The 24980-nt window shown below is 69.4% G+C and carries 17 protein-coding genes; 13 read left to right on the top strand and 4 right to left on the bottom strand.

Features of this window, described 5'->3' with window-relative positions:
• Positions 1 to 696 (bottom strand): response regulator, encoded by a 696-nt coding sequence (locus ACEOAB_RS19680; protein WP_495653060.1) that lies wholly within the window; start codon positions 694 to 696, stop codon positions 1 to 3.
• A 143-nt stretch (positions 697 to 839) separates the two neighbouring features.
• Here ACEOAB_RS19680 and ACEOAB_RS19675 point away from each other — a divergent pair, with 143 nt between their 5' ends.
• From ACEOAB_RS19675 to ACEOAB_RS19665, 3 genes are read left to right on the top strand one after another with little or no spacing between them, the layout of a single operon-like run.
• Positions 840 to 2306, top strand: coding sequence for an efflux transporter outer membrane subunit (locus ACEOAB_RS19675; protein WP_495653059.1), 1467 nt, complete (start codon positions 840 to 842; stop codon positions 2304 to 2306).
• Between the two features lie 8 nt (positions 2307 to 2314).
• Entirely contained in the window at positions 2315 to 3433 is a 1119-nt protein-coding gene (locus tag ACEOAB_RS19670; protein ID WP_413747953.1) for an efflux RND transporter periplasmic adaptor subunit, read from the top strand.
• Entirely contained in the window at positions 3430 to 6531 is a 3102-nt protein-coding gene (locus ACEOAB_RS19665; protein WP_413747954.1) for an efflux RND transporter permease subunit, read from the top strand. Before ACEOAB_RS19670 ends, ACEOAB_RS19665 begins: the two co-directional genes overlap by 4 nt.
• Positions 6532 to 6547: 16 nt before the next feature.
• On the opposite strand, the gene ACEOAB_RS19660 is transcribed toward ACEOAB_RS19665, so the two are convergent.
• Positions 6548 to 7447 carry a LysR family transcriptional regulator gene (locus tag ACEOAB_RS19660; protein ID WP_413747955.1) on the bottom strand — a complete coding sequence of 300 codons (900 nt, stop codon included), beginning with the start codon at positions 7445 to 7447 and terminating at the stop codon, positions 6548 to 6550.
• 108 nt (positions 7448 to 7555) lie between these two features.
• Between ACEOAB_RS19660 and gstA the strand changes: the two genes are divergently transcribed.
• Together gstA and ACEOAB_RS19650 are read left to right on the top strand one after the other, a co-directional pair.
• Positions 7556 to 8167 carry a glutathione transferase GstA gene (gene gstA, locus ACEOAB_RS19655; protein WP_413747956.1) on the top strand — a complete coding sequence of 204 codons (612 nt, stop codon included), beginning with the start codon at positions 7556 to 7558 and terminating at the stop codon, positions 8165 to 8167.
• Between the two features lie 133 nt (positions 8168 to 8300).
• Positions 8301 to 8675, top strand: a complete 375-nt coding sequence (locus ACEOAB_RS19650) for an HU family DNA-binding protein (RefSeq protein ID WP_056589839.1) — start codon at positions 8301 to 8303, stop codon at positions 8673 to 8675.
• 101 nt (positions 8676 to 8776) lie between these two features.
• Here the strand turns inward: ACEOAB_RS19650 and ACEOAB_RS19645 are convergent, their stop codons facing one another.
• Positions 8777 to 8986, bottom strand: coding sequence for a hypothetical protein (locus ACEOAB_RS19645; RefSeq protein WP_056589843.1), 210 nt, complete (start codon positions 8984 to 8986; stop codon positions 8777 to 8779).
• A 155-nt stretch (positions 8987 to 9141) separates the two neighbouring features.
• On the opposite strand from ACEOAB_RS19645, the gene ACEOAB_RS19640 reads away from it, so the two are divergent.
• The 3 genes from ACEOAB_RS19640 to ACEOAB_RS19630 all read left to right on the top strand — a co-directional run bounded on the left by ACEOAB_RS19640 (position 9142) and on the right by ACEOAB_RS19630 (position 12304).
• Positions 9142 to 9618: a hypothetical protein gene (locus tag ACEOAB_RS19640; RefSeq protein ID WP_495653058.1), complete on the top strand. Its 477-nt coding sequence runs from the start codon at positions 9142 to 9144 to the stop codon at positions 9616 to 9618.
• A 93-nt stretch (positions 9619 to 9711) separates the two neighbouring features.
• Positions 9712 to 11550: a bifunctional metallophosphatase/5'-nucleotidase gene (locus ACEOAB_RS19635; RefSeq protein WP_495653057.1), complete on the top strand. Its 1839-nt coding sequence runs from the start codon at positions 9712 to 9714 to the stop codon at positions 11548 to 11550.
• A 169-nt stretch (positions 11551 to 11719) separates the two neighbouring features.
• Positions 11720 to 12304 carry a BPSL1445 family SYLF domain-containing lipoprotein gene (locus tag ACEOAB_RS19630; protein ID WP_007833372.1) on the top strand — a complete coding sequence of 195 codons (585 nt, stop codon included), beginning with the start codon at positions 11720 to 11722 and terminating at the stop codon, positions 12302 to 12304.
• Between the two features lie 35 nt (positions 12305 to 12339).
• Here ACEOAB_RS19630 and ACEOAB_RS19625 read toward each other — a convergent pair whose 3' ends face one another.
• Complete coding sequence (locus ACEOAB_RS19625) at positions 12340 to 13167, bottom strand: plasmid replication/partition related protein (protein ID WP_413747959.1); 828 nt, start codon at positions 13165 to 13167, stop codon at positions 12340 to 12342.
• A gap of 156 nt (positions 13168 to 13323) precedes the next feature.
• Between ACEOAB_RS19625 and ACEOAB_RS19620 the strand changes: the two genes are divergently transcribed.
• The 5 genes from ACEOAB_RS19620 to ACEOAB_RS19600 all read left to right on the top strand — a co-directional run bounded on the left by ACEOAB_RS19620 (position 13324) and on the right by ACEOAB_RS19600 (position 24973).
• A complete protein-coding gene (locus ACEOAB_RS19620) occupies positions 13324 to 13836 on the top strand; it encodes a sigma-70 family RNA polymerase sigma factor (RefSeq protein ID WP_413747960.1) in 513 nt (170 codons plus the stop codon).
• A gap of 144 nt (positions 13837 to 13980) precedes the next feature.
• Complete coding sequence (locus tag ACEOAB_RS19615; RefSeq protein WP_413747961.1) at positions 13981 to 14232, top strand: MbtH family protein; 252 nt, start codon at positions 13981 to 13983, stop codon at positions 14230 to 14232.
• Entirely contained in the window at positions 14232 to 14975 is a 744-nt protein-coding gene (locus ACEOAB_RS19610) for a thioesterase II family protein (RefSeq protein WP_413747962.1), read from the top strand. Before ACEOAB_RS19615 ends, ACEOAB_RS19610 begins: the two co-directional genes overlap by 1 nt.
• A 66-nt stretch (positions 14976 to 15041) precedes the next feature.
• Positions 15042 to 20333, top strand: coding sequence for a non-ribosomal peptide synthetase (locus tag ACEOAB_RS19605; protein WP_413747963.1), 5292 nt, complete (start codon positions 15042 to 15044; stop codon positions 20331 to 20333).
• Positions 20333 to 24973: a type I polyketide synthase gene (locus ACEOAB_RS19600; protein WP_495653056.1), complete on the top strand. Its 4641-nt coding sequence runs from the start codon at positions 20333 to 20335 to the stop codon at positions 24971 to 24973. Before ACEOAB_RS19605 ends, ACEOAB_RS19600 begins: the two co-directional genes overlap by 1 nt.
• Positions 24974 to 24980 lie beyond the last annotated feature (7 nt).

Raw genomic sequence — 24980 nt, 5'->3', positions numbered from 1 at the left:
CTAGTCCTCGAGCAATTGATAGCCCCTGCCGCGCACGCTCTGGATCCACGATTCGCCGTCCGGCCGCATGCCGAGCTTCTGGCGGATGCTGCTGATGTGCACGTCGATCCGGCGGTCGAAGCGCGCCAGAGGCTTGCCGAAGGCCTGCTGCGAGATGGTTTCCTTGCTGACGAGCTGCCCGGCGTGGCGCGCCAGCACGTCGAGCAGGACGAACTCGGTGCCTGTCAGCTCCAGGGGGTGGCCGCGCCACAGCGCACGCCGGCTGCCGGGCCACAGCGCGAGCTCTCCCACCTGCAGCATGCGCGGATTCGCCGCGGTGCTGGTCGGCTCGCGCGTTTCGGTTCGCCGCAGGATCGCGCGGATGCGCGCGGCCAGTTCGCCGGGCGTGCAGGGCTTGGGTACATAGTCGTCCGCGCCCATGTCGAGCCCGACGATGCGGTCGATGTTCTCGCCGCGGGCGGTCAGCATCAGCACCGGCACCTGGCTCGTGGCGCGAATGCGCCGCAGCGCCTCGATGCCCGACATGCGCGGCATCATGATGTCGAGCACGACGATCGCATAGACGCCGCGCGCCGCTTCCGCGACGCCGCTTTCGCCGTCGCGCACCACATGCACGTCGAAGCCCTCGCGCACGAGGTACATCGACAGCATCTCGGTCAGGTCTACGTCGTCGTCGACAAGGAGTACGCGGGGCATGGATCGGTCGTGAATACGGCCCGGAGTATCGCGCCGTTGGACGCAGGGCTCCCGCCGGTGCCTGTTCTTTTTACCCAACTTAACGCCGCCGAACCGTGGCGAACGGAGGGCATTCCTACGATGCCTGAACTCCCATCGACACCATGCGTTCCTTCTTTCCAACCCGTCTTGCCGTCGTCCTGGTGCTGCCCCTCGCGAGCCTCGTGCTCGCGGGTTGTGCCGTCGGGCCCACCTATTCGGAGCCGGCGCCCGCGACTCCAGTCGCCTGGCAGGCCGTGCGGCCTCACGGCGGCAATGCCGGCGCGATGCGCGACTGGTGGCGGCAGTTCGACGACCCCACCGTCGCGCAGTTGGACACGCTCGCGGATGCGAACAGCCCCAGCCTCGCGAAGGCATGGGCGGGTATCGAGAAGGCGCGCGCAACGCTGACCACCGCGCGTGCAAGCGGCTTGCCGAGCCTCGACGGCAGCGCATCGCTTTCCCGGGCGCGCCAGCAATCCATGTCGGGCGCCCTGGCCACGGACACCACGCGCAGCGCGGGCCTCGACGCGGCATGGGAGGTCGACCTGTTCTCCAAGGTGCGGCGCAATGCCGAGGCGGCCGAGGCGCGCGCCGATGCACGCGTGGCGGACTGGCACGACGCGCGCGTGTCGCTCGCGGCCGAGGTGGCCGACACGTACGTGCAATATCGCGCCTGCGAGCTGCTGGCCGATGCCTACGAGCGCGAGCAGGCGTCGACGCAGCAGACCGAACGGGCGACGGCTGCATCGGTGCGGGCGGGCTTCAGTGCGCAGTCCGATGCCGCCCTGGCGCGCGCGAGCCTCGCGAGCGCGGCCTCGACGCTGATCTCGCAGCGCGCGCAGTGCGATCTGCTCGTCAAGTCCCTGGTCGACCTGACCGGGCGCGACGAGCCCGCGCTGCGCACGTTGTTGACCGTCGGCAAGGCCGCCGACGGCCGCCTGCCCGAGCCCGCGGGCCTGGAGGTGCAGAGCGTGCCGGCCAATGCGCTGCGGCAGCGGCCCGACCTCGCCTCGCTGGAGCGCGAGCTGGCCGCGAGCAGCGCCGAGATCGGCGCTGCGCAGGCCGACCTGTACCCCAGCCTGTCGCTGTCGGGCTCGGTCTCGATCTCGGCCACGCCGGGCACCTCGGCCTTGACGACGTGGTCGCTCGGCCCGTCACTGTCGATCCCGCTGTTCGACGGCGGCAAGCGCCGCGCCGCGGTGGTCACCGCGCAAGCCAGCTACCAGATGGCGCTCGCCAGCTATCGGCAAGGCGTGCGCACCGCGGTGAAGGAGGTCGAACGCTCGCTCGTCAACCTGGACAGCACGGCGCGCCGCGTCGAAGAGGCCGAGCGTGCGGACCAGAACTACCGGCACTACTTCCAGGCCACGCAGGTGAACTGGCGCGCGGGCCTCGAAAGCCTGCTGACGCTGGAAGAAGCGCGCCGCTCCGCGCTGTCGGCGGAAATCAGCCTGATCACGCTGCGGCGCGATCGCATCGAATACTGGATTGCGCTCTACAAGGCGCTCGGCGGAGGCTGGCAGCCGGGCACGCCGGCAGCGGCATCCGGCGACACGCCCACCGAAGCTTCGAACAAGACAAACTCATGAGAATTCCGTTGAACAAATCCCTGCGCGCCGCTGCGGTGGCGCTGGCCATCGCTTTGGCGGGCGGCGCCGTCGTCTGGAGCAAGGCCCCGGCATCCGCGTCCGATGCAAAAACGCCCAGCGTGCTGACCGTGGTTGCCGTCACGCCGAAGACCGAGGCCTGGCCGGAGGTCGTTCAAGGCAGCGGCCCGCTGGCTGCCTGGCAGGAAATCATCGTCAGCCCCGAGACCGGGGGACTGCGCATCGCCGAGCTCCTGGTCGACGTGGGCGCGAGCGTCAAGCGCGGCGATGTGCTCGCGCGGCTGGCCAACGAAAGCCTGCAGGCCGACCTGCGCAAGCAGGAGGCCTCCGTTGCGCAGGCACGCGCCACGCTGGAGCAGGCCGCGTCGAACCTGCGGCGAGCCCGGGATGTCGAAAGCAGCGGCTCGCTCTCGGCGCAGAAGGTCGAGGACTACCGCATCACCGAGGCGACGTCGCGTGCATCGCTCGCGTCGGCCGAGGCCGAGCTCGACAGCATCCGGCTCAAGCTGCGGCAGACGCGCATCGTCGCCGTCGACGACGGCGTGGTGTCGTCGAAGTCGGCGGTGCTCGGCAACGTCGTCAGCGCGGGCGCCGAGATGTTCCGGCTGGTGCGCCAGGGCCGCGTGGAATGGCGCCCGGAACTCGATGCCCGGCAGGTGTCGCGCCTGCGGGTTGGTCAGAAGGCGTACGTGAGCTTGCCGAACGGCGAGCGGGCCGAGGGCCGCGTGCGGCTGGTCGGCCCGACGCTGAGCACCAGCACCGGTCGCGCGACGGTCTACGTCAGCCTGCCGACCGGCGGGCCGCAGCGGCTCGGCATGTTCGTGAACGGTGTCATGGAGCTCGACCCCCGGCCGGCGCAGACGCTGCCGCAGACGGCCGTGACACTGCGCGACGGCCGCGCCTATGTCTACCTGCTGGGCAACGGGAACAAGGTCGCAAGCCTCGCGGTGACGACCGGACGCCGGCAAGGCGAGCGCGTGGAAGTGGAGGGCCTGCCTGCCGGCGCGCGCGTCGTCGCCGAAGGCGGGGCCTTCCTGTCCGAGGGTGCGCAGGTGACGGTGGCTGCGGCGCAAGAGACGGCCGGTGCGCAGCAGGAGGCGGCCCGATGAACTTCTCGTCATGGTCCATCCGCAACCCGGTGCCGGCGCTGCTGCTTTTCGCGCTGCTGACCGTGCTGGGGATCGTCGGCTTCCGCCAGCTGCAGATCCAGAATTTTCCCGACATGGACCTGCCGACGGTCCAGGTCACGGCCACGCTGGAAGGCGCGGCGCCTTCGCAGCTCGAGACCGAGGTCGCGCGCAAGATCGAGGACAAGCTGGCCTCGCTGAGCCGCCTCGACCACATCGCGACGACGATCACCGACGGCTCGGTGTCGATCAGCGTGAGCTTCGAGATCGACAAGAACGGCGAGGAGGCGCTGAGCGAAGTGCGCAACGCGGTGGACAGCGTGCGCGCCGAGCTGCCCTCGAGCATGGCCTCGCCGACGGTCTCCAAGCTCACGACGGCGGGCTCTGCCTTCCTGACCTACACGATCGAATCGGCAACCCTGGACGAGCAGGACCTGTCCTGGTTCGTCGACAACGACGTCACGAAGGCGCTGCTCGCGGTGAAGGGCGTCGCATCGGTCGCCCGCGTCGGCGGGCTCGACCGCGAGGTGCACGTCGACCTCGATCCCACCCTGATGGCGGGCCTGGGCGTGACGCCGTCGGACGTGTCTGCGAAGCTGACGGCGACACAGAAGGAAAGCTCGGGCGGGCAGGGCGACATCGGCGGCCTTCGCCAGTCGACGCGCATGATCGCGACCGTCGGCACGCCGGCCGAGGTCGGCGCGATCACCCTGGCCCTGGCCGATGGCCGCTATGTGCGGCTCGACCAGATCGCGCGCATCACCGACGGACGCTCGGACCCCACGACGCTCGCATTCCGCGACGGGCGCAAGGTCATCGGCTTCCAGGTGACGCGCTCGCGCGGCTACTCGGACGTTGGCGTCGCCGACGCGGCGCGCGCCGCGGTGGGCCGTTTCGCGCAGGCCCATCCCGAGGTCCGGATCGCCGAAGCGAGCGACACGGTCGCTCCGATCCAGGACAACTACGAGGGCTCGATGCACCTGTTGATCGAGGGCGCATTGCTGGCGATCGTCGTCGTCTGGTGCTTCCTGCGCAACTGGCGCGCGACCTTCGTCGCGGCCACCGCGCTGCCGCTGTCGATCGTGCCGACCTTCGGCGTGATGGCGCTCGCCGGCTACTCGCTGAACACGATCACGCTGCTGTCGCTGTCGCTCGTGGTCGGCGTTCTCGTCGACGACGCGATCGTCGAGATCGAGAACATCGAGCGTCACCTGCGCATGGGCAAGACGCCATTCCAGGCGGCGATGGAGGCGGCCGACGAGATCGGCCTGGCGGTCATCGCGACGACCTTCACGCTGGTGGCCGTGTTTCTGCCGACCGCGTTCATGGGCGGCATCCCGGGTAAGTTCTTCCGCCAGTTCGGCATCACCGCATCGGTCGCGGTGCTGATGTCGCTGCTGGTCGCGCGGCTGCTGACGCCGATGATGGCCGCCTACATGCTGAAGCCCGCGAAGGCCGGTGCGCAGGCCGAGGCCGACGGCCCGCTGATGTCGCGCTACCTCGGCTGGGTACGCGCCACGCTGTCGCACCGCCGCGCGGTCATCGCGGCCTCGGCCGTCTTCGTGCTCGCCTCCCTGGGCATCGCCATGTTCCTGTCGACCAGCTTCCTTCCGGCGCAGGACAAGGCACAGAGCAGCGTGACGATCAAGCTCGCACCGGGAAGCACCCTGCAGGCAACTGCCGCGGCAAGCCGGCGCGCCGCCGAGCTGCTGCGCGCGCTGCCCGAGGTGCGCACCGTCTTCGTTTCGGCAGGCACCGCGACCTCGGCGTCCAGTCCCACCTCGTCGTCGTCCGCCGCCGACCTGACGAGCGCGACCTTGACCGTCGATCTCGTGCCGCGCGGCGACAGGCACCTGAAGCAATCGGGCGTGGAGGCGAAGATGCGCGAGGTGCTGCGCGGCATCCCGGGCGCACGCGTCACGGTCGGCAGCGGCGACAGCGGCGAAGCGCTGCAGATCACGCTCGCCGGCGACGATCCGGGAACCCTGTCGAGCGCTGCGGCCGAGGCCGAAGTGCAGCTGCGTGCGCTGAAGGGCATCGGCAACGTGACGTCGAGCGCGGCGCTGCAGCGCCCCGAGATCCAGGTGCGGCCCGACACCGCGCGGGCTGCCTCGTTCGGCGTCACGTCCGAGGCGCTCGGCGATGCCGTGCGCCTGGCCACCTACGGCGACTATTCGACCGCGCTGCCCAAGCTGAATCTGCCGCAGCGCCAGATCGCGATCCGCGTGCGCATGGACCCGGCGCTGCGCGGCGACCTGGACAGGGTGGCCGACCTGCGGGTGCAGGGCAGCAACGGCAGCGTGAGCCTGGGCTCGGTGGCCGAGGTCGCGCTCGGCAGCGGACCTTCGCAGATCGACCGCCTCGACCGCTCCCGCAACGTCACGCTGTCGGTGGAGCTGAACGGGCGCCCCATCGGCGACGTGCAGCGCGAGGCGCTGGCGCTTCCGGCGCTGCGCTCGCTGCCGGCCGGCGTGCGCAGCGTCGACCAGGGCGAGGTGCAGCGCATGGGCGAGCTGTTCCGCAGCTTCGGCACGGCGATGGCCATCGGCGTCTTCTGCATCTACGCCGTGCTCGTCCTGCTGTTCCACGACTTCCTGCAGCCCGGCACCATCCTGGCCGCGCTGCCGCTGGCCCTGGCCGGTGCGTTGTTCGCTCTGTGGATGACCCAGCAGCCGTTCTCGATGCCGGTCGTCATCGGCGTGCTGATGCTGATGGGGATCGTGACGAAGAACTCCATCTTGCTCGTGGAGTACGCCATCCTGGCGCGGCGCGAGAGGGGCCTCGGACGCTTCGAGGCGCTGATCGACGCCTGCCACAAGCGGGCGCGGCCGATCGTGATGACGACGATCGCCATGGGCGCCGGCATGCTGCCGAACGCCCTGGGCCTGGGCGCCGAACCGAGCTTTCGCCAGCCGATGGCGATCGTGGTCATCGGCGGCCTCCTGACTTCGACGGTGCTGAGCCTGCTCGTGGTGCCGGTGGTCTTCACGCTGGTCGACGATCTGCTGCTGCGGGCTCGCCGCTTCGTCGGGCGTCGCTCGCAGGCAACCGGCAGCCGCGACCCTGCCGTCGAGATGTGATTGCCGGGCGCTTGCCTCAGCCTGCTGCCGGGCGCGTCACACCTGCAAGATGCTGCTCGCTCGACAGCAGGAAGTCGATGAAGGCGCGTACGCGCCGAGGCATCGATCGGCCTGCCGGATAGACCAGCGACGCGAGCTTGGGCGCGGGTTCGAACTCGCGCAGCAATCGTTCGAGCCGGCCGTTGGCGAGGTGCTCGCCCACCACGAACATCGGCAGGTGCGCGACGCCCAGTCCGGCCACTGCCATCGCTGCGAGATGGTGCATGTCGTCCGAACGCACGTCGGCCCGTGCCGCGATCTGCAGCGGGCCTTCGGGTGTCGTGAAATTCCATGGGTCCTCGCGGCCGTCGGGCCGCGAGGGCCGCGTCGCCGGCTTCGCGAAGCAGCCAGGCGCAGCCACCGTGACGAACTGTCCGTAGCCCAGCGGCCGCGCCACCAGGCTCGAATCGGGCAGGGCGCCCACTGCAATCGCGACATCCAGTCCAAGGTCGAAGACATCGGACAGCCGCATGGTCGACACGATCTCGATGCGCAGTTTCGGATGCCGCGCAAGCAGCGCCGGAAGCAGCGGCGCCACGAGGAACGTGCCGAACAGCGGCGGCAACCCCAGGCGCACCGTGCCGGCCACGGCACGCGTGCCCGCGCTCGCTTCCTCCGCCGCTTCGGCCAGCAGCTCGAACGCCCGCGCACAGCGTTCGTGAAACGCCATGCCTTCCTCGGTCAGGTGCAGGGCCCGCGTGGTGCGCGCCAGCAGCCGCACGCCGAGGTCGCTTTCGAGCCGGCCGATGGCCTTGCTCACGGCCGACGGGGTCATCGAATGCAGCGCCGCGGCGGCGGTGAAGCTGCCCGCGTCGGCCACCGTCACGAACACGCGCGCATCGGCCTGCGAGATCGGCAACTCGTGAGTCCGGTTCATCAATCTTGTGCTCTCAACCCGCTTTTTCATGAAGCCCCTCGCGGCCACCATTCGTGGCGTGCACATCACTTCGACGCAAACCGATCCGACCACACACAGGAGCCTTTCGTGAAACTCTTCTACAGCCCCGGCGCTTCTTCATTGTCCCCGCACATCGTGCTGCGCGAGGCCGGCCTGAGCGCGGAGATGGTCCGCGTCGACCTCGAGACCAAGACGCTGCCCGCCACCGGCCAGAGCTATCTGCCGATCAATCCGATGGGCAAGGTGCCCGCGCTCGAACTCGACGACGGGGCGGTGCTTACCGAAGGCCTCGCCGTGCTGCAGTACCTCGCCGATCTTGTGCCGGCGTCGCGGCTCGCGCCGGCGGCCGGCACCATGGCCCGCCATCGCCTGGCCGAAGCCCTGAGCTTCGTGGCCACCGAGCTGCACAAGGGCTTCGCGCCGATGTTCGATCCCGACGTGCCCGCGAGCTACAAGCACGGCCTTGTCGCGGACACCCGGGCCTTCGAGCGTGTCGCCTCGCTGGTGCAGCCGGGGCCGTACATCCTCGGTGAGCACTTCACCGTCGCGGATGCGTACCTGTACCCGATCCTGCGCCTCGGTCGGCACGCGGGGCTCGATTTTTCCCCCTGGCCGGCGATCGTTCGCTACATGGAATCGATCGCGAAACGCCCCGCCGTTCGCGCCGCGATACTGGCCGAAGGCCTGATCGAAGGCTGATCGACGAAGGCCTGAAGCGACCGCGTTACATCCGGCCTCTCTCAGTCGAATAAACTCCGCCCCGCTTGCAGCTTGTATTCGTGCTGCGCCGCCATAGGCAACATGGCGAAATCAAACCTATCAGGAAACTCAGTTGAACCGCATCGAACTCGTCGAAAAAATCGCCGCCGCCCATAACGTCAGCAAGGCAGAAGCCGCGCGCATCCTCGAGACCGTCACGGGCTCGATCGTCGCCGCAGTGAAGAAGGGTGACCCCGTCCAGATCGTCGGCTTCGGCACTTTCAAGCAAGTGGCGCGCGCCGCACGCTCGGGCTTCAACCCCAGCGCCGGCACCAAGATCAAGATCGCCGCACAGAAGGTGCCGAAGTTCGTGCCGGGCGCCGCCTTCAAGGCCGCCGTGGACCCGAAGGCTGCAAAGCGCAAGGCCGACAAGGCCGTGGTTGCAAAGCCCGCAGCGAAGAAGGCCGCCGCACCCGCCAAGAAGGCCGTGGCTGCGAAGAAGAAGTAAGAACCGGCAGTGATGCACCGCAGCCTCGCGCTGCGGATGCAGAACAATGAAGAACGGCCCCTCGGGGCCGTTTTTCATGGGCGGTGCACATGCGCATCGCTTCAGTCGGTCTGAATCACGCCCTCGCTCAGATAGCGCTGGTATTCGGCAAGCGGAATGGCCGTCGTCTGAATGTTGCCGGCATCGCCCCAGCTGATGACCGCGCTGTCGGGTGCCAGCTCGACCTCGATCGGTCCTTGGGGAATGAGGATCAGGGGGCCGTCGCCGGCCCGGTATTCGACATTTCCTGTGACTTTCGCGTTCGCTGCCATGGGTTCGTTCCTCGGGATGTTTGGGGAATGCGGGAGGCGGACCTCGAGCGTATCGGATCCGGCCCGGCTCGGGGTCATCGCGCCGCCGCGATGCGTGTAGGCGGGGCGGCCGTCACACCGGCGTCACGCGTGGCGTGGCACGCTCGCGCCTCGAAATGACGAATCCCCTCGGCAGAATTCTCGCGGCGTCGATCGCCTGCCTCGCGATCCTGGCGGCCGCCGTCGCGTGGCACCCGACCGCCGGCGGCGACGCACAGGTCCGAACGGCCGATGCAGCGACCCCATCGCTGGAAATCCGCTGGCATGGCGGCGGCATCGTGCTGCAGGGCGCGGTGCAGGACGCCGCCACGCAGCAGGCGCTTGCCGAGGGCGCGGCCGCGCGACTGGGCGGCGAGAGCGACCAGGTGACCGACTGGCTCGACATCACGCCCACAGCGCTGCCCGTGGCCGACGCCGCGTCGCTCGCGCGGCTCATCAACCTCGGGCAGGAGGGCTGGCACCTGCAGCGCGGGCCGACCGAAGGCTGGCTCGCGGTGCAGTCGCTGACCGACGAGCGCAGCGTGCAGGCGAGGGCGCTGCTGCAGGCCGCCTTCGGCCCCGGGGTCGCGGTGCGCCTCGTGCCGTTGCCCTGAGCGGCCGATCTTCTTGCACAGCCGAGGGGCCTTCACGGTCTCGTCATGTGCCGTCCCCAGCATCGACTGCATTCCAAAACAGAGGAGAGGTCCATGCATCCATCGTTAAAGCACCTTGCCGTCGCGGGCGTGGTGGCCGCCACCCTGGCCGCCTGCGGAGGCAGCGGCAGTTCGAACAATTTCGTTCCTTTCGTGCCGCCACCCGCGGCCAGCAATCCGCCGGCACCCGCACCTGCACCTGCACCTGCCGTGCCCGGCACCGTGGACGTGAAGCTCATTGCCTTCAACGACCTGCATGGCAACCTCGAACCGCCGAAGCTGTCGATCAACGCGCCCGCCAAGGGCGGCGGCACGGTGCCGGTGCCGGCCGGCGGCGCGGCCTACATGGCCTCGGCCATCGCCTCGCTCAAGGAGAAGAATCCGAACAACGCGGTGCTGTCGGCCGGCGACATGATCGGCGCCTCGCCGCTGGTGTCGGCGCTGTTCCTCGACGAGTCGACCATCGAGGCCGTGAACGCGATGAAGATCGATTTCAACGCGGTCGGCAACCACGAGTTCGACAAGGGCCAGACCGAACTGCTGCGCATGAAGAACGGCGGCTGCGCGAAGAACACCGCGCTCGAGCCGTGCCGCGTCAACAAGAACTTCCCGGGCGCCAACTTCGGCTTTCTCGCGGCCAACACCGTGAAGGGCGACGGCAACACGCTGTTCCCCGCCACCGGCATGAAGACCTTCACGAAGGACGGCGCGACAGTGAAGGTCGCCTTCATCGGCATGACGCTGAAGGGCACGCCGAACATCGTGACGCCCGCCGGCGTCGCAGGCCTGAGCTTCAAGGACGAGGCCGACACCGCCAACGCGCTGATCCCGCAGCTGAAGGCGCAGGGCGCGGATGCCATCGTCGTCGTGGTGCACGAGGGCGGCACCACCACCGTGGGCTACAACGACAAGAGCTGCGCCGGCCTGAGCGGCGACATCCTGCCGATCCTTAACAAGCTCGACACCGCGGTGGACGTCGTGATCTCGGGCCACACGCACCGCTCGTATGTGTGCGACTACGGCAAGACCAATCCGGCCAAGCCCTTCCTGCTGACCAGCGCCGGCCAGTACGGCACGCTGCTGACCGACATCAATATCACCATCGACACCCGCACCCGCAAGGTCACGGCCAAGGCCGCCGACAACGTGATCGTGCAGGGCGAGGCCTACACCAGCGGCGCCACCACCGTCGCGCTGACCGACCAGTACCCCGCCTTCGGCAAGAACCAGGAAGTGGCCGCGCTCATCGGCCAGTACCTCGCCATCGCCGCGCCGCTGGTGCAGCGCGTGGGGGGCTCGCTCACCGCGACGGCCACGCGCACGCAGACCGCGTCGAAGGAAAGCGTGCTGGGCAACCTGATTGCCGACGCGCAGCTTGCCGCCACCAGCCCGGCGGGCAAGGGCGCCGCGCAGATCGCCTTCATGAACCCGGGCGGCGTGCGCGCCGACCTCGCACCGGCCGGCGACGGCAGCGTGACCTACGGCCAGATCTTCGCGGTGCAGCCATTCGGCAACAGCCTGGTGGTGAAGACCATGACCGGCGCGCAGATCAAGGCGGTGCTGGAGCAGCAGTTCAACAGCGGTTCCAACACGGTGGCCTCACCCAAGGTGCTGCTGCCGTCGGCCAGCCTGAGCTACAGCTACAGCCTCTCGGCGCCCGCCGGTTCGCGCATCGGCAACATGGCGCTCAACGGCACCGCGATGGCCGACGCCACCAGCTACCGCGTGACGATGAACAGCTTCCTGGCCACCGGCGGCGACAACTTCACCGTCTTCAACCAGGGCACCGACGCACTCGGCGGCGACCAGGACGTGGACGCCCTGGAGGCCTACATCAAGGCGAACAGCCCGCTGGCGCCGCCGGCCACCGGCCGCATCACTGTTCTGCCCTGAGCGGACGCTGACGAGAAGGGGGGCCACCGTTCGCCGACGCCGTGACTTCGCGTAGGCCGATGTCGCAAGCCGGATTTGCCCCTCTTTGGCGGATTTAGCATGGAACTTGTCTGCCGCCGACGGCAGAGCTTTGTTTGCCGATCCATGTTTTTTTGCAAAGGAATCCGCCATGAAAACCATGAATCTCCGCACGCTGGCGCTTTCGTCCGCCGTGGCGGCGTGCAGCCTGGCTTTTGTCGGGTGCACCACCACGCGGCCGCAGGATCAGGCCAGCAGCGCGTCTTCGCGCACATCCATCGACGCCCAGGTCGATGCCTCGTTGTCCAAGCTCTATGACTCCGTGAAGGGCTCGCGCGATCTGGTCGCCAGGTCGAGCGGGGTGCTGGTGTTTCCCGCCGTGGTGGGTGCCAGCATGGGCGTGGGCGCCGAGTACGGCCGGGGCGCGTTGCGCGTGAACGGCCGCACGCAGTCCTACTACAGCACCACCGCCGGATCGGTGGGCTTCCAGGCAGGTGCGCAGTCGAAGGCGGTGATCTACGTGTTCACCACGCAGGCGGCGCTGGACAAGTTCCGCAGCAGCAAGGGCTGGACGGCAGGTGCCGACGCCACGGTGGCGCTCGCCACCATCGGGGCCAACGGAAGCATCGACACCAACACGCTGCGCCAACCCGTGGTGGGCTTCGTGATGACGAACGTCGGGCTGGAAGCCGGCGTCTCGCTGTCGGGCGCGAAGATCAGCGAGATCCAGCTGTAGAAAACGCGTCGGCCTGCTTGTGCAGGCCGATGCGCTCAATGGCCGAGCTGGGCCTGCAGTTCGGCCACCTGCCGGCGCAGGGTTTCGTTCTCCGCCGTGAGTTCGGCCACGCGCTGCTGCAGCGCCTGTACCGTGTCAGGCGCGTCGTGCGCATCCGCTTCGGCGGACTCTTCGCGCGGCTTCTTCTTCGATTCGCGCACGCGCTTGGCGGCCTGCTTGAGTTCGTCCTTGCCGGCGTTCGCGGCCGAGACCTGCTCCTCGGCCGGCAGCGTGGCGACCGCGGCCGCGGTGTTGATCGAGATCACGCCCGACTTCACGGCCGCCACCAGTTCCGGCGCGGCCTGCTTCTGGATCTTTTCGATCATGCCCACCTGGCTGCTGCTGAGCCGCGCGGCGCGGGCGATGGCTTCGCGGCTGTTCAGCGGGGCGGGCGGAGGCATGGGAGCGCCGTCGGCGGGCGGATCGACGTCGAACGGCGGGTCGGACGGATCGTGCGCGGCGTCCGGCGGCGAAGCCGGCTGCGCCACCGCGCGGGTGCGCTGCTGATCGACGATGTCCTTCTTGCGCAGCGCGAGCACGCCGCGCAGGAAGTCGGAGATGCTGCGCCGGCCCAGGTGCTGATCGATCATCCAGAGGTGCACGTCGTCGATGCTCTTGAAGCGCGTGTTCTGCACCGTCTGGAAGGGCAGCCCGTGCTTCTGGCAGATGCCGTAGCGGTTGTGGCCATCCACCAGCACGTCGCCCCACAGCACCAGCGCGTCGCGGCAGCCCTCGGCGAGGATGCTGCGTTCGAGGGCTTCGTATTCCTCCGGCGTCAGGGGGTCGATATAGGCTTTGAGGTCTTCGTTGACGACGATGTTCATGGGCAGGGGGACGCGGCGGGAAAAGCGAGCAAAGGGGCGGGATTTTAGATGTCTCTGTTTGGTGCGCCCAAACGTCTATGGAAGTGAGGGCACATCGCAAATCTTGGGTGGCGCCCCTTCATAGATAGTAATGATTCTTATTTAAATATGCAGCCCATGTCTTCGCCCGAGTCATCGCTGGGAGATGTCTTCGTCGCCAACCGGGCCCAGCTCTGGCACGTTGCTCGCAGGATCGTGCGCACCACCGATCTCGCGGACGACGTGGTGCAGGATGCCTACCTCCGCATCGCCGACGGCGCCTGCCGCAAGATCGACAAGCCCATGGGCTACTGCTGCCAGGTGGTACGCAACCTGGCGCTCGACCATTGCCGCCGCCAGTCGCTCGAGGCCACCTACCGCACCTTCGACATCGATGTCGAGACGTTGGACGTGCCCGGGCCATCTTCGCCGGACTGCCTGATGCGTGACCGCCAGGCCGTCGGCCTGATCGAGCAAGCGCTGTCGCGGCTTCCCGCGAGAACGCGCGCGGCGTTCCAGCTCTACCGCCTCGAAGGCCTCACGCAGCGCGGCATCGCGGCGCAGATGGGCTGTGCGCTCGGGCTCGTGAACCGCCTCATCGCCGAGGCTGACGAAGCCGTCGGCGCCATGCGCCACCTGATCAACGATTGACGTGTGTGGCCCCCCCCCGGGGGGAGTGAACAGATTCGCTCCCGAACCGTCATGTTGATCAGAAGCGCAGCAATCGACCGCCCGCCGGTCCGGTTGCCCGTCCGCTTTCCTGCCGCTTCCCCGATAACCGCACAAGGACGCACCATGTCTACCAGCTGCTTCGACCGCGAAGACGAAACCTTCATCGTCCTGGTCAACCACGAAGACCAATATTCCATCTGGCCGCATTGGAAGGCCGTGCCCAGCGGCTGGGTGGCCGTCGACGGCGTCAAGGGCGACAAGAAGACGGCGCTCGACTACGTCGAGAAGAACTGGGCCGACATGCGTCCGAAGTCGCTGCGCGACTGGATGGCGGCGCAGGAAAGTGCGCCTTCCGCGCAGGCTGCCGCGCTCTGATGGCCGTGCCGGCGAGGGTGTCGCTGCTGTGCCTGCCGTGCGCGGGCGCCAGCGCAACGATGTACCTGCGCTGGCGGCCCCTGCTGCCGCGCTGGATCGAGATCGTGCCCGTCGAGCTGCCGGGCCGCGGCATGCGCATGGGCGAGCGCTTCGTCGAAAGCTTCGATGCCCAGGTCGCGCGCATCTGCGCCGAACAGGCCGATGCGATGCAGGGCAGCTTCATGCTCTTCGGCCACAGCATGGGTGCGTTGCTGGCCTACGGCGTCGCGCAGCGGCTTCGCGCGCTGGGCCGGCCGTTGCCGCGGGCGTTGCTCGCATCGGGCAGTTCGGCGCCATCGCGGCGCGATCCCGGCCGCTTGCCCGACACGCATGACGACGCCGCGCTGACCGCCGAACTGCGCAAGCAGGGCGGCACCCCCGAAGAAGTGTTCGCCAGCGCCGAGCTGATGCGCATCACCCTCGACACGCTGGGCGCGGACTACCGCGTCTGCAAAAGCTTCGCCTATGCGGTGGATGCGCCGCTGCCGATGCCCCTGCATGTCTTCGCGGGCCACCAGGACGACATCGACGCCCTGCGCATGGAGGCGTGGTCGGCGCATGCCGGCGACGCGTTCACGCTCGACTGGTTCGACGGCGGCCACTTCTTCATCCGCCAGCGCGAGACCGCCTTCCTCGATGCATTGGCGCGGCGCGTGGGCCAGGCCATGGCCGGAGGACGGCATGCACCCCATGCGGTTGCATGACGCCTTGCCCGAACGCAGCCGGCCCGACGCCGGCTGCGCCCTTTCCGACTATCTGAAGTGAGCGAGATGGCACGCACAACGACAACCGCGGTGGCACCGAACCAGGGGCACCCCGAATCCGCGAACTTCGTGGAACACCTGCGGGCATTGGCGCAGGCGCGGCCCGACGACGTCTGGCTCACGGTGGCCGGAGAAGCGAACGGCGCCTGCTTCGAGAAGCCCGTCAGCTACGCAGTCTTCGAGACGCGCGTGCGTGCGCTGGCGGCGCGCCTGCAACAGCAGTTTGCGAAAGGCGACCGCGCCCTCGTCATGCTGGACAACGACGACCACTACGCCGTGAGCATGCTGGCATGCTTCTATGCCGGCGTGATCGCGGTGCCCGTGTTCCCGCCTGAATCCATGCGGCCCCAGCATCTCGCGCGCCTGACGGGCATCGCGGACGATTCGCAGGCCCGCTGCATCCTCACCTCGTCGGCGATGCAGGCTGCAATGAAGAGTGCCGCAGAGTCGTTCGCGCAGGCGTCGATGATCGCCGTGGACGCGGTGGACGGCGCTCTCGCCGACGCATGGACCCCGTTCTCGCCCGCGCAGGACGACCCCGCATTCCTGCAGTACACCTCGGGCTCGACCTCCGCGCCCAAGGGCGTGATCGTGACGCACCGCAACCTCATGGCCAACGAGCGCGCCATCCGCGAGGGCATGGGCATCGGGCCGGACGACAAGTTCGTGTCGTGGGCGCCGCTGTATCACGACATGGGCCTGATCGGCGGCCTCATGCAGCCGCTCTACAGCGGTATCCCGCTGGTGCTGACCTCGCCGCGCTACTTCCTCGAAAGCCCGGTGCGCTGGCTCGAACTCATCTCGCGCCACCGCGCCACGCTGAGCGGCGGCCCCGACTTCGCCTACCGCCTGTGCCTCGACCGCGTGAAGGGCTCGCGGCTCGCGGGGCTCGACCTGTCGAGCTGGCGCGTGGCCTACACCGGCGCCGAGCCCGTGCGCGCCGACACCGAAATTGAATTCATCGAGCGGTTCGCGCCCGTGGGCTTCGATCCCCGCGCGGCGTACCCCTGCTACGGCCTGGCCGAGGCGACCCTGTTCGTCACTGGTGGACAACGCGGCGGTGGATTGGTCGCGCGCAGCTTCTCCAGCAGCGCGCTCGCAAGAGGCGAGGGCGTTGAGAGCGCGGAAGGCACCCTGCTGGTCGGCTGCGGCGCCGCGCAAGGCCACCAAGTGCGCATCACCGACACCGCCTCGCTGGCCGCGCTCGGCACGGGCCGCATCGGCGAGATCTGGGCCAGCGGCCCGAGCATCTGCGCCGGCTACTGGGGCAAGCCCGCCGAAACCCGCGAGACCTTTGCCGAGCATGGAGGGCGGCGCTGGCTGCGCACCGGCGATCTCGGCTTCCAGCACGACGGGCAGCTCTACGTCACGGGCCGCATCAAGGACCTGATCATCGTGCGCGGCCACAACATCTACCCGCAGGACATCGAGCGCACCATCGAAGCCGAGGTCGAGGCCGTGCGCAAGGGCCGCGTCGCCGCGTTCGCGGTGGCGGGGCCGCAAGGCGAGGGCATCGGCGTGGCGGCCGAGGTGTCGCGCAGCATGCAGAAGCTGGTGGCGCCGCATGTGCTCGTCGAGGTGCTCGGCGCCGCCGTGAGCGAGGTGTTCGGCGAAGCGCCGGCCGTTGTGGCGCTGCTGAACCCCGGCGCGCTGCCCAAGACCTCCAGCGGCAAGCTCCAGCGCCAGGCGTGTCGCGCGGGGCTCGCGGCGCGCAGCCTCGATGCCTACGCGATCCACGAGCACGGGGCCTTCACGCTCGGCGCGAGCGGTGCGCCGGTGCCGGCCGAGGCGCGGGTGTTCGACGATGTCGCGCAGGCGGTGGCGGGCATCTGGCGCGAAGTGCTCAGGTGGCCCGAAGGGCGCACGCTGGCGCACGACGCTCACTTCTTCACTTCGGGCGGCAATTCGCTCGCGGCGGTGCAGGCGGCCGCGCGCATCGCGCGGCGCTGGAACATCGAGTTCGGCATTCGCGACCTGTTCGAACAGCCCCGGCTGAATGCCTGCGCGGATGCAGTGCGCAGTCGCAATGCGAACCCGGTCTCTGCTGCGCCCGGCGCGGCCATCGAGCCGCTGTCCGCCGAGCGCCGGCTGCAGCCGCTGCCGCTGTCGCATGCGCAGGAACGCCAGTGGTTTCTGTGGAGGCTCTCGCCGCAAAGCACCGCGTACCACATGAGCGGTGCGCTTCGCCTGTCGGGCGCGCTGGACGCCGCCGCGATGCACGCCGCATTCGAAGACATCGCCGCGCGCCACGAGTCGCTGCGCACGGTGTTCCTCGCCGGCGCGGACGGCGCCGCCGAACAGCTGATCAGTCCGTCGTGGGAGCCGTTGCTGAGCCTTGTCGACCTGCGCCACCTCCCGCCCGGCGAACGCGAAGCGCGCGCCGCCGAGGAAGCGCGGCGCCTTCACGCCACGCCCTTCGACCTGACGCAGGGGCCGCTGCTGCGCGTGGCGCTGGTGCGCCTGTCGGACACGTCGCATCTGCTCGTGGTGGTGATGCATCACATCATTTCGGACAGCGCGTCGATGCAGGTGCTGCTCGACGAATTCGCGGCCGGCTATGCCGCGCGGCTGCAGGGCGACACGCAGCGCCGTGCCGGCGCGCGCGTCCAGTACGTGGACCATGCCGTGTGGCAGCGCGGCTGGCTGGCCGCTGGTGAAGCCGAACGGCAGCTGGCCTGGTGGCGCGAGCAGCTCGGCGACGAGCACCCTGTGCTGTCATTGCCGACCGACCGTCCTCGCACCGCGCAGATCGGCTACAGCGCGGCGCGGCACAGCGTCGATGTGCTCGCCGCGCTGCTGGCCGGCCTGCGCCAATCCGCGGCGTCCGAGGGCGCGACGCTCTTCATGGTGCTGCTGGCCGGGTTCCAGGCGCTGCTGCATCGCTATACGGGGCTCGAGGACATCCGCGTCGGCGCGCCGGTGGCCAACCGCAGCAGGGTCGAGGCCGAAAGCGTCATCGGCTTCTTCGTCAACACGCTGGTGCTGCGCAACCCGATCGGCGCGCGCATGCGCCTGTCGCAGGTCGTCGCGCAGGCCCGGGAGGCGGTGTTGGGTGCGCAGACGCACCAGGACCTGCCTTTCGAGCAACTGGTCGAGGCGCTGCAGCCGCAGCGCAGCCTGGGCCAGAGTCCGCTGTTCCAGGTGATGTTCAATCACCTGGCCGAAGACTACCGGGCGCTGGCGCAATTGCCGGGGCTCGAAGTGGCGCACTACGCGCTGCCCGATGGAGAGGCGCAATTCGAGCTGGTGCTCGAAGCGCGCGAGACGCCCGATGGCAAGTTGACGCTGGGCTTCGTCTATGCGGCGGAGTTGTTCGATCGTGAGACGGTCGAGCGGATGGCGGGGCACTACGTGGCGGTGCTGCATGCGCTGGCCTGGCAGCCCGAACTGGCGGTAGGCGACGTGCCGCTGATGGGTGCGGCCGAGCGCGCGCAGCTGGCGGCGTGGGGCGAGAACACCCGTCGCCACGAAGGCGCACAGCCCGTGCACCGGCAGATCGAGGCGCACGCGAGGCTGAAGCCCTCGGCACCCGCGCTGGTCTTCGGCGACGAGGCGCTGAGCTATGCCGAACTCAACGCCCGTGCCAACCGGCTGGCCCATCGCCTGATCGCCTTGGGTGTACGGCGGGACACGTTGGTCGGGATCTGCTCGGAGCGCTCCACCGAAATGATGGTGGGCATCCTCGCCGTCCTCAAGGCCGGTGGTGCTTATGTGCCCCTGGACCCCGAGTACCCCGCAGAGCGCCTAGCCTACATGGTCGGGGACAGCGGCCTTTCGCTGCTGCTCACCCAGCGCCATCTGCGTTCGTTGGTCCCCGGCACCGAAGCCCTCCAGGTGCTTGAACTCGACACGCTCGATACCTTTTCGGAGTCCGCAGCCGATCCTCAAGTCCCCCTGCACGGCGAACACCTCGCCTACGTCATCTACACCTCCGGTTCCACCGGCCGCCCCAAGGGGGCCGCCATCCGCCACGCGGCACTCTTCAGCTGCATGGCCTGGATGCAAGCGTTCTACACGCTCGAAGGTGTCGATACGGTCCTGCACAAGGCCCCCTTCGGCTTCGACGTGTCCGTCTGGGAGATGTTCTGGCCGCTGACCTCGGGCGCCCGGCTGGTCATCGCCAACCCCGGCGACCATCGCGACCCGGTGCGCCTGGTCGAACTGATCCGGAAACACCAGATCACGACGCTGAACTTCGTGCCCTCGATGCTGCAGGCCTTCCTGGCCTACGAGGGCATCGAGGCGACGACCAAGTTGAAGCACATCATCTGCGGCGGCGAGGCCATGCCCACAGCCACGCAGAAGGAAGCGCTGCAGCGACTGGGCGGCGCCACGCTGCAGAACCTGTACGGCCCGACCGAGACCACCATCCACGTCACCCAGTGGACGTGCCGCGACGACGGTAGCACGCAGGTGCCGATCGGACGGCCGATCAGCGACACGCAGGCGCATGTGCTGGATGCGAGCCTGAACGAAGTGCCGGTGGGCGTGGCAGGCGAGCTGTACCTGGGCGGCATCCACCTCGCACGCGGTTATCTGAACCGAGCCGGCCTGACGGCCGAGCGCTTCATTGCCACCGACAACGGCAACAGGCTGTACCGCACCGGCGATCTGGTGCGCTGGAGCAACGAGGGCCAACTGGAGTACCTGGGGCGCATCGACCACCAGGTGAAGGTGCGGGGCTTCCGCATCGAGCTGGGAGAGATCGAGGCGCAGCTGCAGGCGCAGCCCGAGGTGCGGGAGGCGGTGGTCGTCGCGAACGAAGGCCCCTCGGGCGCAAGGCTGGTCGCTTACGTATCGGGCCAAGGCATCGACACGGCGGCACTGCGCGAGCGCTTGGGCGAAGCGTTGCCCGACTACATGGTGCCCGGCGTGCTGATGGTGCTCGATGCGCTGCCGCTGAACGCCAACGGCAAGGTCGATCGCAAGGCGCTGCCTGCGCCCGAGTTCAACAGCGACAGGGCGTACGAAGCGCCCCAAGGCGAAGTCGAACAGGCCCTTGCTGCCATCTGGGCCGAAGTCCTGCAGGTCGACAAAGTCGGCATCCACGACAACTTCTTCGACCTCGGCGGGCACTCGCTGCTGCTGGTCCGCGTGCACCGCCTGCTCGAAGACAGGCTGCGCGCCACGGTCCCGCTGGTTCATCTTTTCAAGTACCCCACGGTCGGTTCGCTGGCCCGGTGGATGGCACGCGGCGTCGCCGCGCCCGCGTCCTCGCCCACGGCCGGAGACGACCGCGCATTGCGCCAGCGCGCCGCCTTGCTTCAACGCCGCCAATCCGCGGAAAGAGTCAACTGATGCACACCCTCGACGAACAGCCGGACCACCCTGAACAACCCGGTGCGACCGGCATCGAGATCGCCATCGTCGGCATGGCGGGCCGCTTCCCCGGTGCCGATGATGTCGATGCGCTCTGGCGCAACATCCGCGACGGCGTGGAGTCCGTGGACAGCTTCACCGACGAGCAGCTGCGCGCGCAAGGCGTCCCGCAGGAACTGCTCGACGACCCGGCTTACGTGAAGGCCGGCACCCGGTTCAAGGGCTTCGACCAGTTCGACGCCGGCTTCTTCGGCTACTCGCCGCGCGAGGCCGAGTACCTCGACCCGCAGCAGCGCATCTTCCTGGAATGCGCTTGGGCCGCGCTCGAGCACGCAGGCTGCGACGCGCAGCGCTGGCCGGGCAAGGTCGGCGTGTATGCGGGCGAAGGCCCCAACCTGTACCTGATGCGGCACCTGCTGCCCGCATTCGGCCTGGGCGACGGCCGCGGCATCGCCGACCTGCTGGGCCTCATGAGCGGCAACTCCGGCGGCTCGCTGTGCACCCGCGTGGCCTACAAGCTCGACCTGCGCGGCCCCGCCGTGACCGTGCAGACCGCGTGCTCGACATCGCTGGCCGCGGTGCACACCGCCTGCCAGGCGCTGCTGGGCTACGACTGCGACATGGCGCTGGCCGGCGGCGTGTGGCTCAACCTGCTGCAGGACGGCGGCTACCTCTACCAGGAGGGCGCCATCCTCTCGCCCGACGGCCACTGCCGCGCCTTCGACGAGAAGGCCGCCGGCACGGTGATCGGCAGCGGCGCCGGCATCGTGGTGCTCAAGCGCCTGGACGACGCGCTGCGCGACGGGGACACCATCCACGCCGTCATCAAGGGTAGCGCCGCCAACAACGACGGTGCCGACAAGGTCGGCTTCACCGCACCCAGCGTGAACGGCCAGGCCGAGGTCGTCCGCGCGGCGCAGCTGATCGCGGGCGTGAGCGCCGCGTCGGTGGGCTACGTCGAGGCACATGGCACGGGCACGGTGCTCGGCGACCCGATCGAGATGGCCGCGCTGACGCAGGCCTTCCAGGCCGGCTCCGACCGCACGAACTACTGCGCCGTCGGCTCCGTGAAAACCAACATCGGCCACCTCGACGCGGCTGCCGGCGTCACCGGCCTCATCAAGGCGGTGATGGCGCTGAAGCACCGCACGCTGCCGGCCAGCCTGCACTTCGAGCGGCCGAATCCGCAGATCGATTTCGCGGCCAGTCCGTTCTACGTCAACGCCGCGACGAAGCCCTGGCCCGCCGGCCCTACGCCACGCCGTGCCGGCGTGAGCTCGTTCGGCATCGGTGGCACCAACGTGCATGTGGTGCTCGAAGAGGCACCCGCCGCGAAGCCTGCCGAAAGCTCTTCCGGCTGGCAGGTGCTGCCGCTGTCGGCGCAGCACCGCGCCGCGCTGCGGGAGGCCGGCCAGCGGCTGGGCGCTCATCTCGAAGCGTCCGCCGATCAATCGCTCGCGGACATCGCGCATACGCTCCAAAGCGGCCGCCGCGCGATGCCGCTGCGCGCCGCCATCGTCGCCAACGGCCAAGCGATGGGCGCGCAGGCGCTGCTCTCGCCCGAATGCGGTTTCGAGCAGGTGATGCGCGCGCCGGCCACGGCGCCCGAGCTCGCCTTCCTCTTCCCCGGCGGCGGCACGCAGCACGCGAACATGGGCGCCGCGCTGTACCGCGACGACCCGGTGTTCCGCGGCGAGGTCGACCGCTGCTGCGCGTTGCTGAACGACGCCATGGGGATGGACCTGCGCCAGCTGCTGTACCCCGCGGCCGGCGCGGAGGCCGCGGCCGACGAGAAGCTTTCGTGCATTGAGTACACGCAGCCGGCGCTGTTCATCGTCGAGTACGCGATGGCCCGCGCATGGATGGCGCGTGGCGTGCGGCCCGCCGTGATGCTGGGCCACAGCCTCGGCGAGTACGTGGCTGCCTGCCTGGCCGGCGTGTTCAGCCTCGAAGACGCGCTGCGCATCGTCGCCGCGCGCGGTCGCCTCATGCAGTCGATGCCCGCCGGGGCGATGACGGCCATCGCGCTGAGCGAAGCCGGGCTGAAGCCGTTCCTCGGCGCCGGCTGTGACATCGCCGCGGTCAACGGCGAGCAGCTCTGCGTGCTTTCGGGGCCGCTGCTGGCCATCGAGGCGGCCGAGAAGCAGCTGCTCGCAAGCGGCCTCCTGCCGCGCCGCCTGCATGTCGCCATCGCGTCGCATTCGGCCATGACCGAGTCGATCGTGGCCGAGCTGCAGAAGGTGATTGCCTCGGTGCCGCGCCATGCGCCGCGCATTCCGTTCATCTCCAACGTCACGGGCGAGCCGATCACCGCCGCGCAGGCCATCGACCCGGCCTACTGGGGGCGCCATCTGCGCGGCACGGTGCGCTTCGCCGACGGGCTGGCCGCGCTGCTGCGCGTGCAGGGGCGCGTCGTGCTCGAGGTGGGGCCCGGCGAAACGCTGGCCGGCCTGGCGCGGCAGCATCCGCAAGCCGATTCGGCCGTGGGCATCTGGTCGAGCCAGGCGCATCCGCAGCAACAGGCCCGCAACGAGCGGCAGCTGGCCAGCGTGACCGGTGCGCTCTGGTGCGCCGGCGTCGAGATCGACTGGGCCGCCTGCCGCGCGGGCCAGCCGCGCCGCCAGGTGCCGCTGCCGAGCTACCCGTTCCAGCGCCAGTCGTACTGGGTGGAGGCGGGCACCTTCGAGGGCGGCGCCAACTCGAAGCTTTCGAATCCGGCAGCCGACGTGTTCTACGTGCCGGCCTGGAAGCGCACCGAGCCGCTGCACGCCGTGCGCAGCCCCGCACCGGCCGGCACCTGCACGCTGGTGTTCGGCGAAGCAGGCAGCCTTGCCGACCACCTGGTTCGCCATCTGCGCGAAAGCGCCGATGCGCATCCCGTCGTGTGGGTGGAGCAGGGCCCGGGCTTCGTCGAGATCGGCCCGCGTCACTACGCCGTGCGCCCTGGCGAGCGCACCGACCACGAGCAGCTGCTGCGCAAGGTGCAGGCCGAAATCGGCCCGGTGTCGAACATCCATCACCTGTGGGGCGTGGACGGCGAGTCCGCTGTGCCTTCCTCGTCGAGCGAGCTGCTGGAGCGCGGCTTCTTCAGCCTGCTGGCCCTGGCGCAGGCGCTGGACAGCACGGCGGGCGGGCGCGAGCGCAAGCTGTCGCTGCAGGTCGTCACCAACCGGATGGAAGACGTCTCGGGCCTGGAGCCGCTGTGTCCCGAGAAGGCCACGCTGTTCAGCCTCGCCAAGGTGATCGGTCAGGAGTATCCGCATATCGGCTGCCGCGTCGTCGACGTGGTGCTGCCCGCAGCCGCCAGCCGGGCCGAGGCATGGCTGGTGGAGCAGCTTGCGGCGGATGCGCCCCCGATGCGCGACGAGCCGCTCGTGGCCTATCGCGGGCCGCACCGCTGGGTCAAGGGCTACGAGCCGCTGGCGCTGCCTGCGCAGGGCGCAGGGCCGCAACAGCGCCTGCGCACGCACGGCGTTTACCTGATCACCGGTGGCCTGGGCGGCGTGGGCCTGTCGGTGGCACGGCATCTCGCCAGGTCGTGGCAGGCCAGGCTGGTGCTGCTCGGCCGCTCGGCGCTGCCCGAGCGCGCCGCGTGGGAATCGCTGGCTGCCTCGCCCGAGCAGCCTGCGGCCCTCCGCCAGAAGCTGCTGCAGCTGCTCGAACTCGAAGCCCTGGGTGGTGAAGTGCTCGTGCTGTCGGCGGACGTGGCCGACGCCGCGCAGATGCAGGCTGCGGCCGCGCAGGCCCGGCAGCGCTTCGGCGCCATCCACGGCGTGATCCACGCGGCGGGCCATGCCAGCAGCGGCATGATCGGCCAGCGCACGCGCGCCATGGTCGAGGCCGTGTTCGCGCCCAAGGTGCGCGGCACGCAAATCCTGCTGGAAGCATTGCGCGGCGAGCCGCTCGATTTCGTGCTCTTCTGTTCGTCGATCTCCAGCATGGCCGGCGGCCTGGGCATGAGCGACTACGCCGCCGCCAACGCCTACCTCGACGCACTGGCCGCACAGGCGCGGCGCAGCGCCGGCCACGCGGTCTTCTCGGTCAACTGGGACGCCTGGCGCGACCTGGGCATGGCCGCGGGCATGGTGCTGCCGGAGGGCGTGGGCATGGACGGCCCCGAAGGCGCGCTGGCGCTGGAGCGCATCGTCAATGGCTCGGCGCATGCGCAGGTCGTGATCTCGACGACCGACCTCGCGCAGCGGCTCGGCGAACTCGACAGCGGCATGCTGGCGCTGATCGAGAACGGCCCCCTGGCCCACGCCGCGCGCGCCACGCGCCGCAACCACCCGCGCCCCGCGCTCGACACGCCCTATGTCGCGCCCGAGGGCGATCTCGAAACCGGCCTGGCGGCCGTGTGGCAGGACATGCTGGGCATTACCGCCATCGGCGTGAACGACAACCTGTTCGAGCTGGGCGGCGACTCGCTGCTGGCCATCCAGATCCTGGCGCGCGTGCGCAAGGCCTACGACATCGAACTGCATCCGGCCGCCTTCTTCAAGGCGCCCACCATCGCCGACCTGGCCCTGCTGGTCGAGACCCGCCTGATCGAAGAGATCGAGAACGCCGACTTGGCCGATGCCGTCGCCGCGGCCACGGATCGCCTGCCCGCCACCGCCTGAAGAACCC

The sequence above is a fragment of the Variovorax sp. Varisp53 genome, assembly GCF_059491555.1.
The sequence above is the reverse complement of the archived record's forward strand: the minus strand, read 5'-3'. Positions and strand labels throughout refer to the sequence as shown.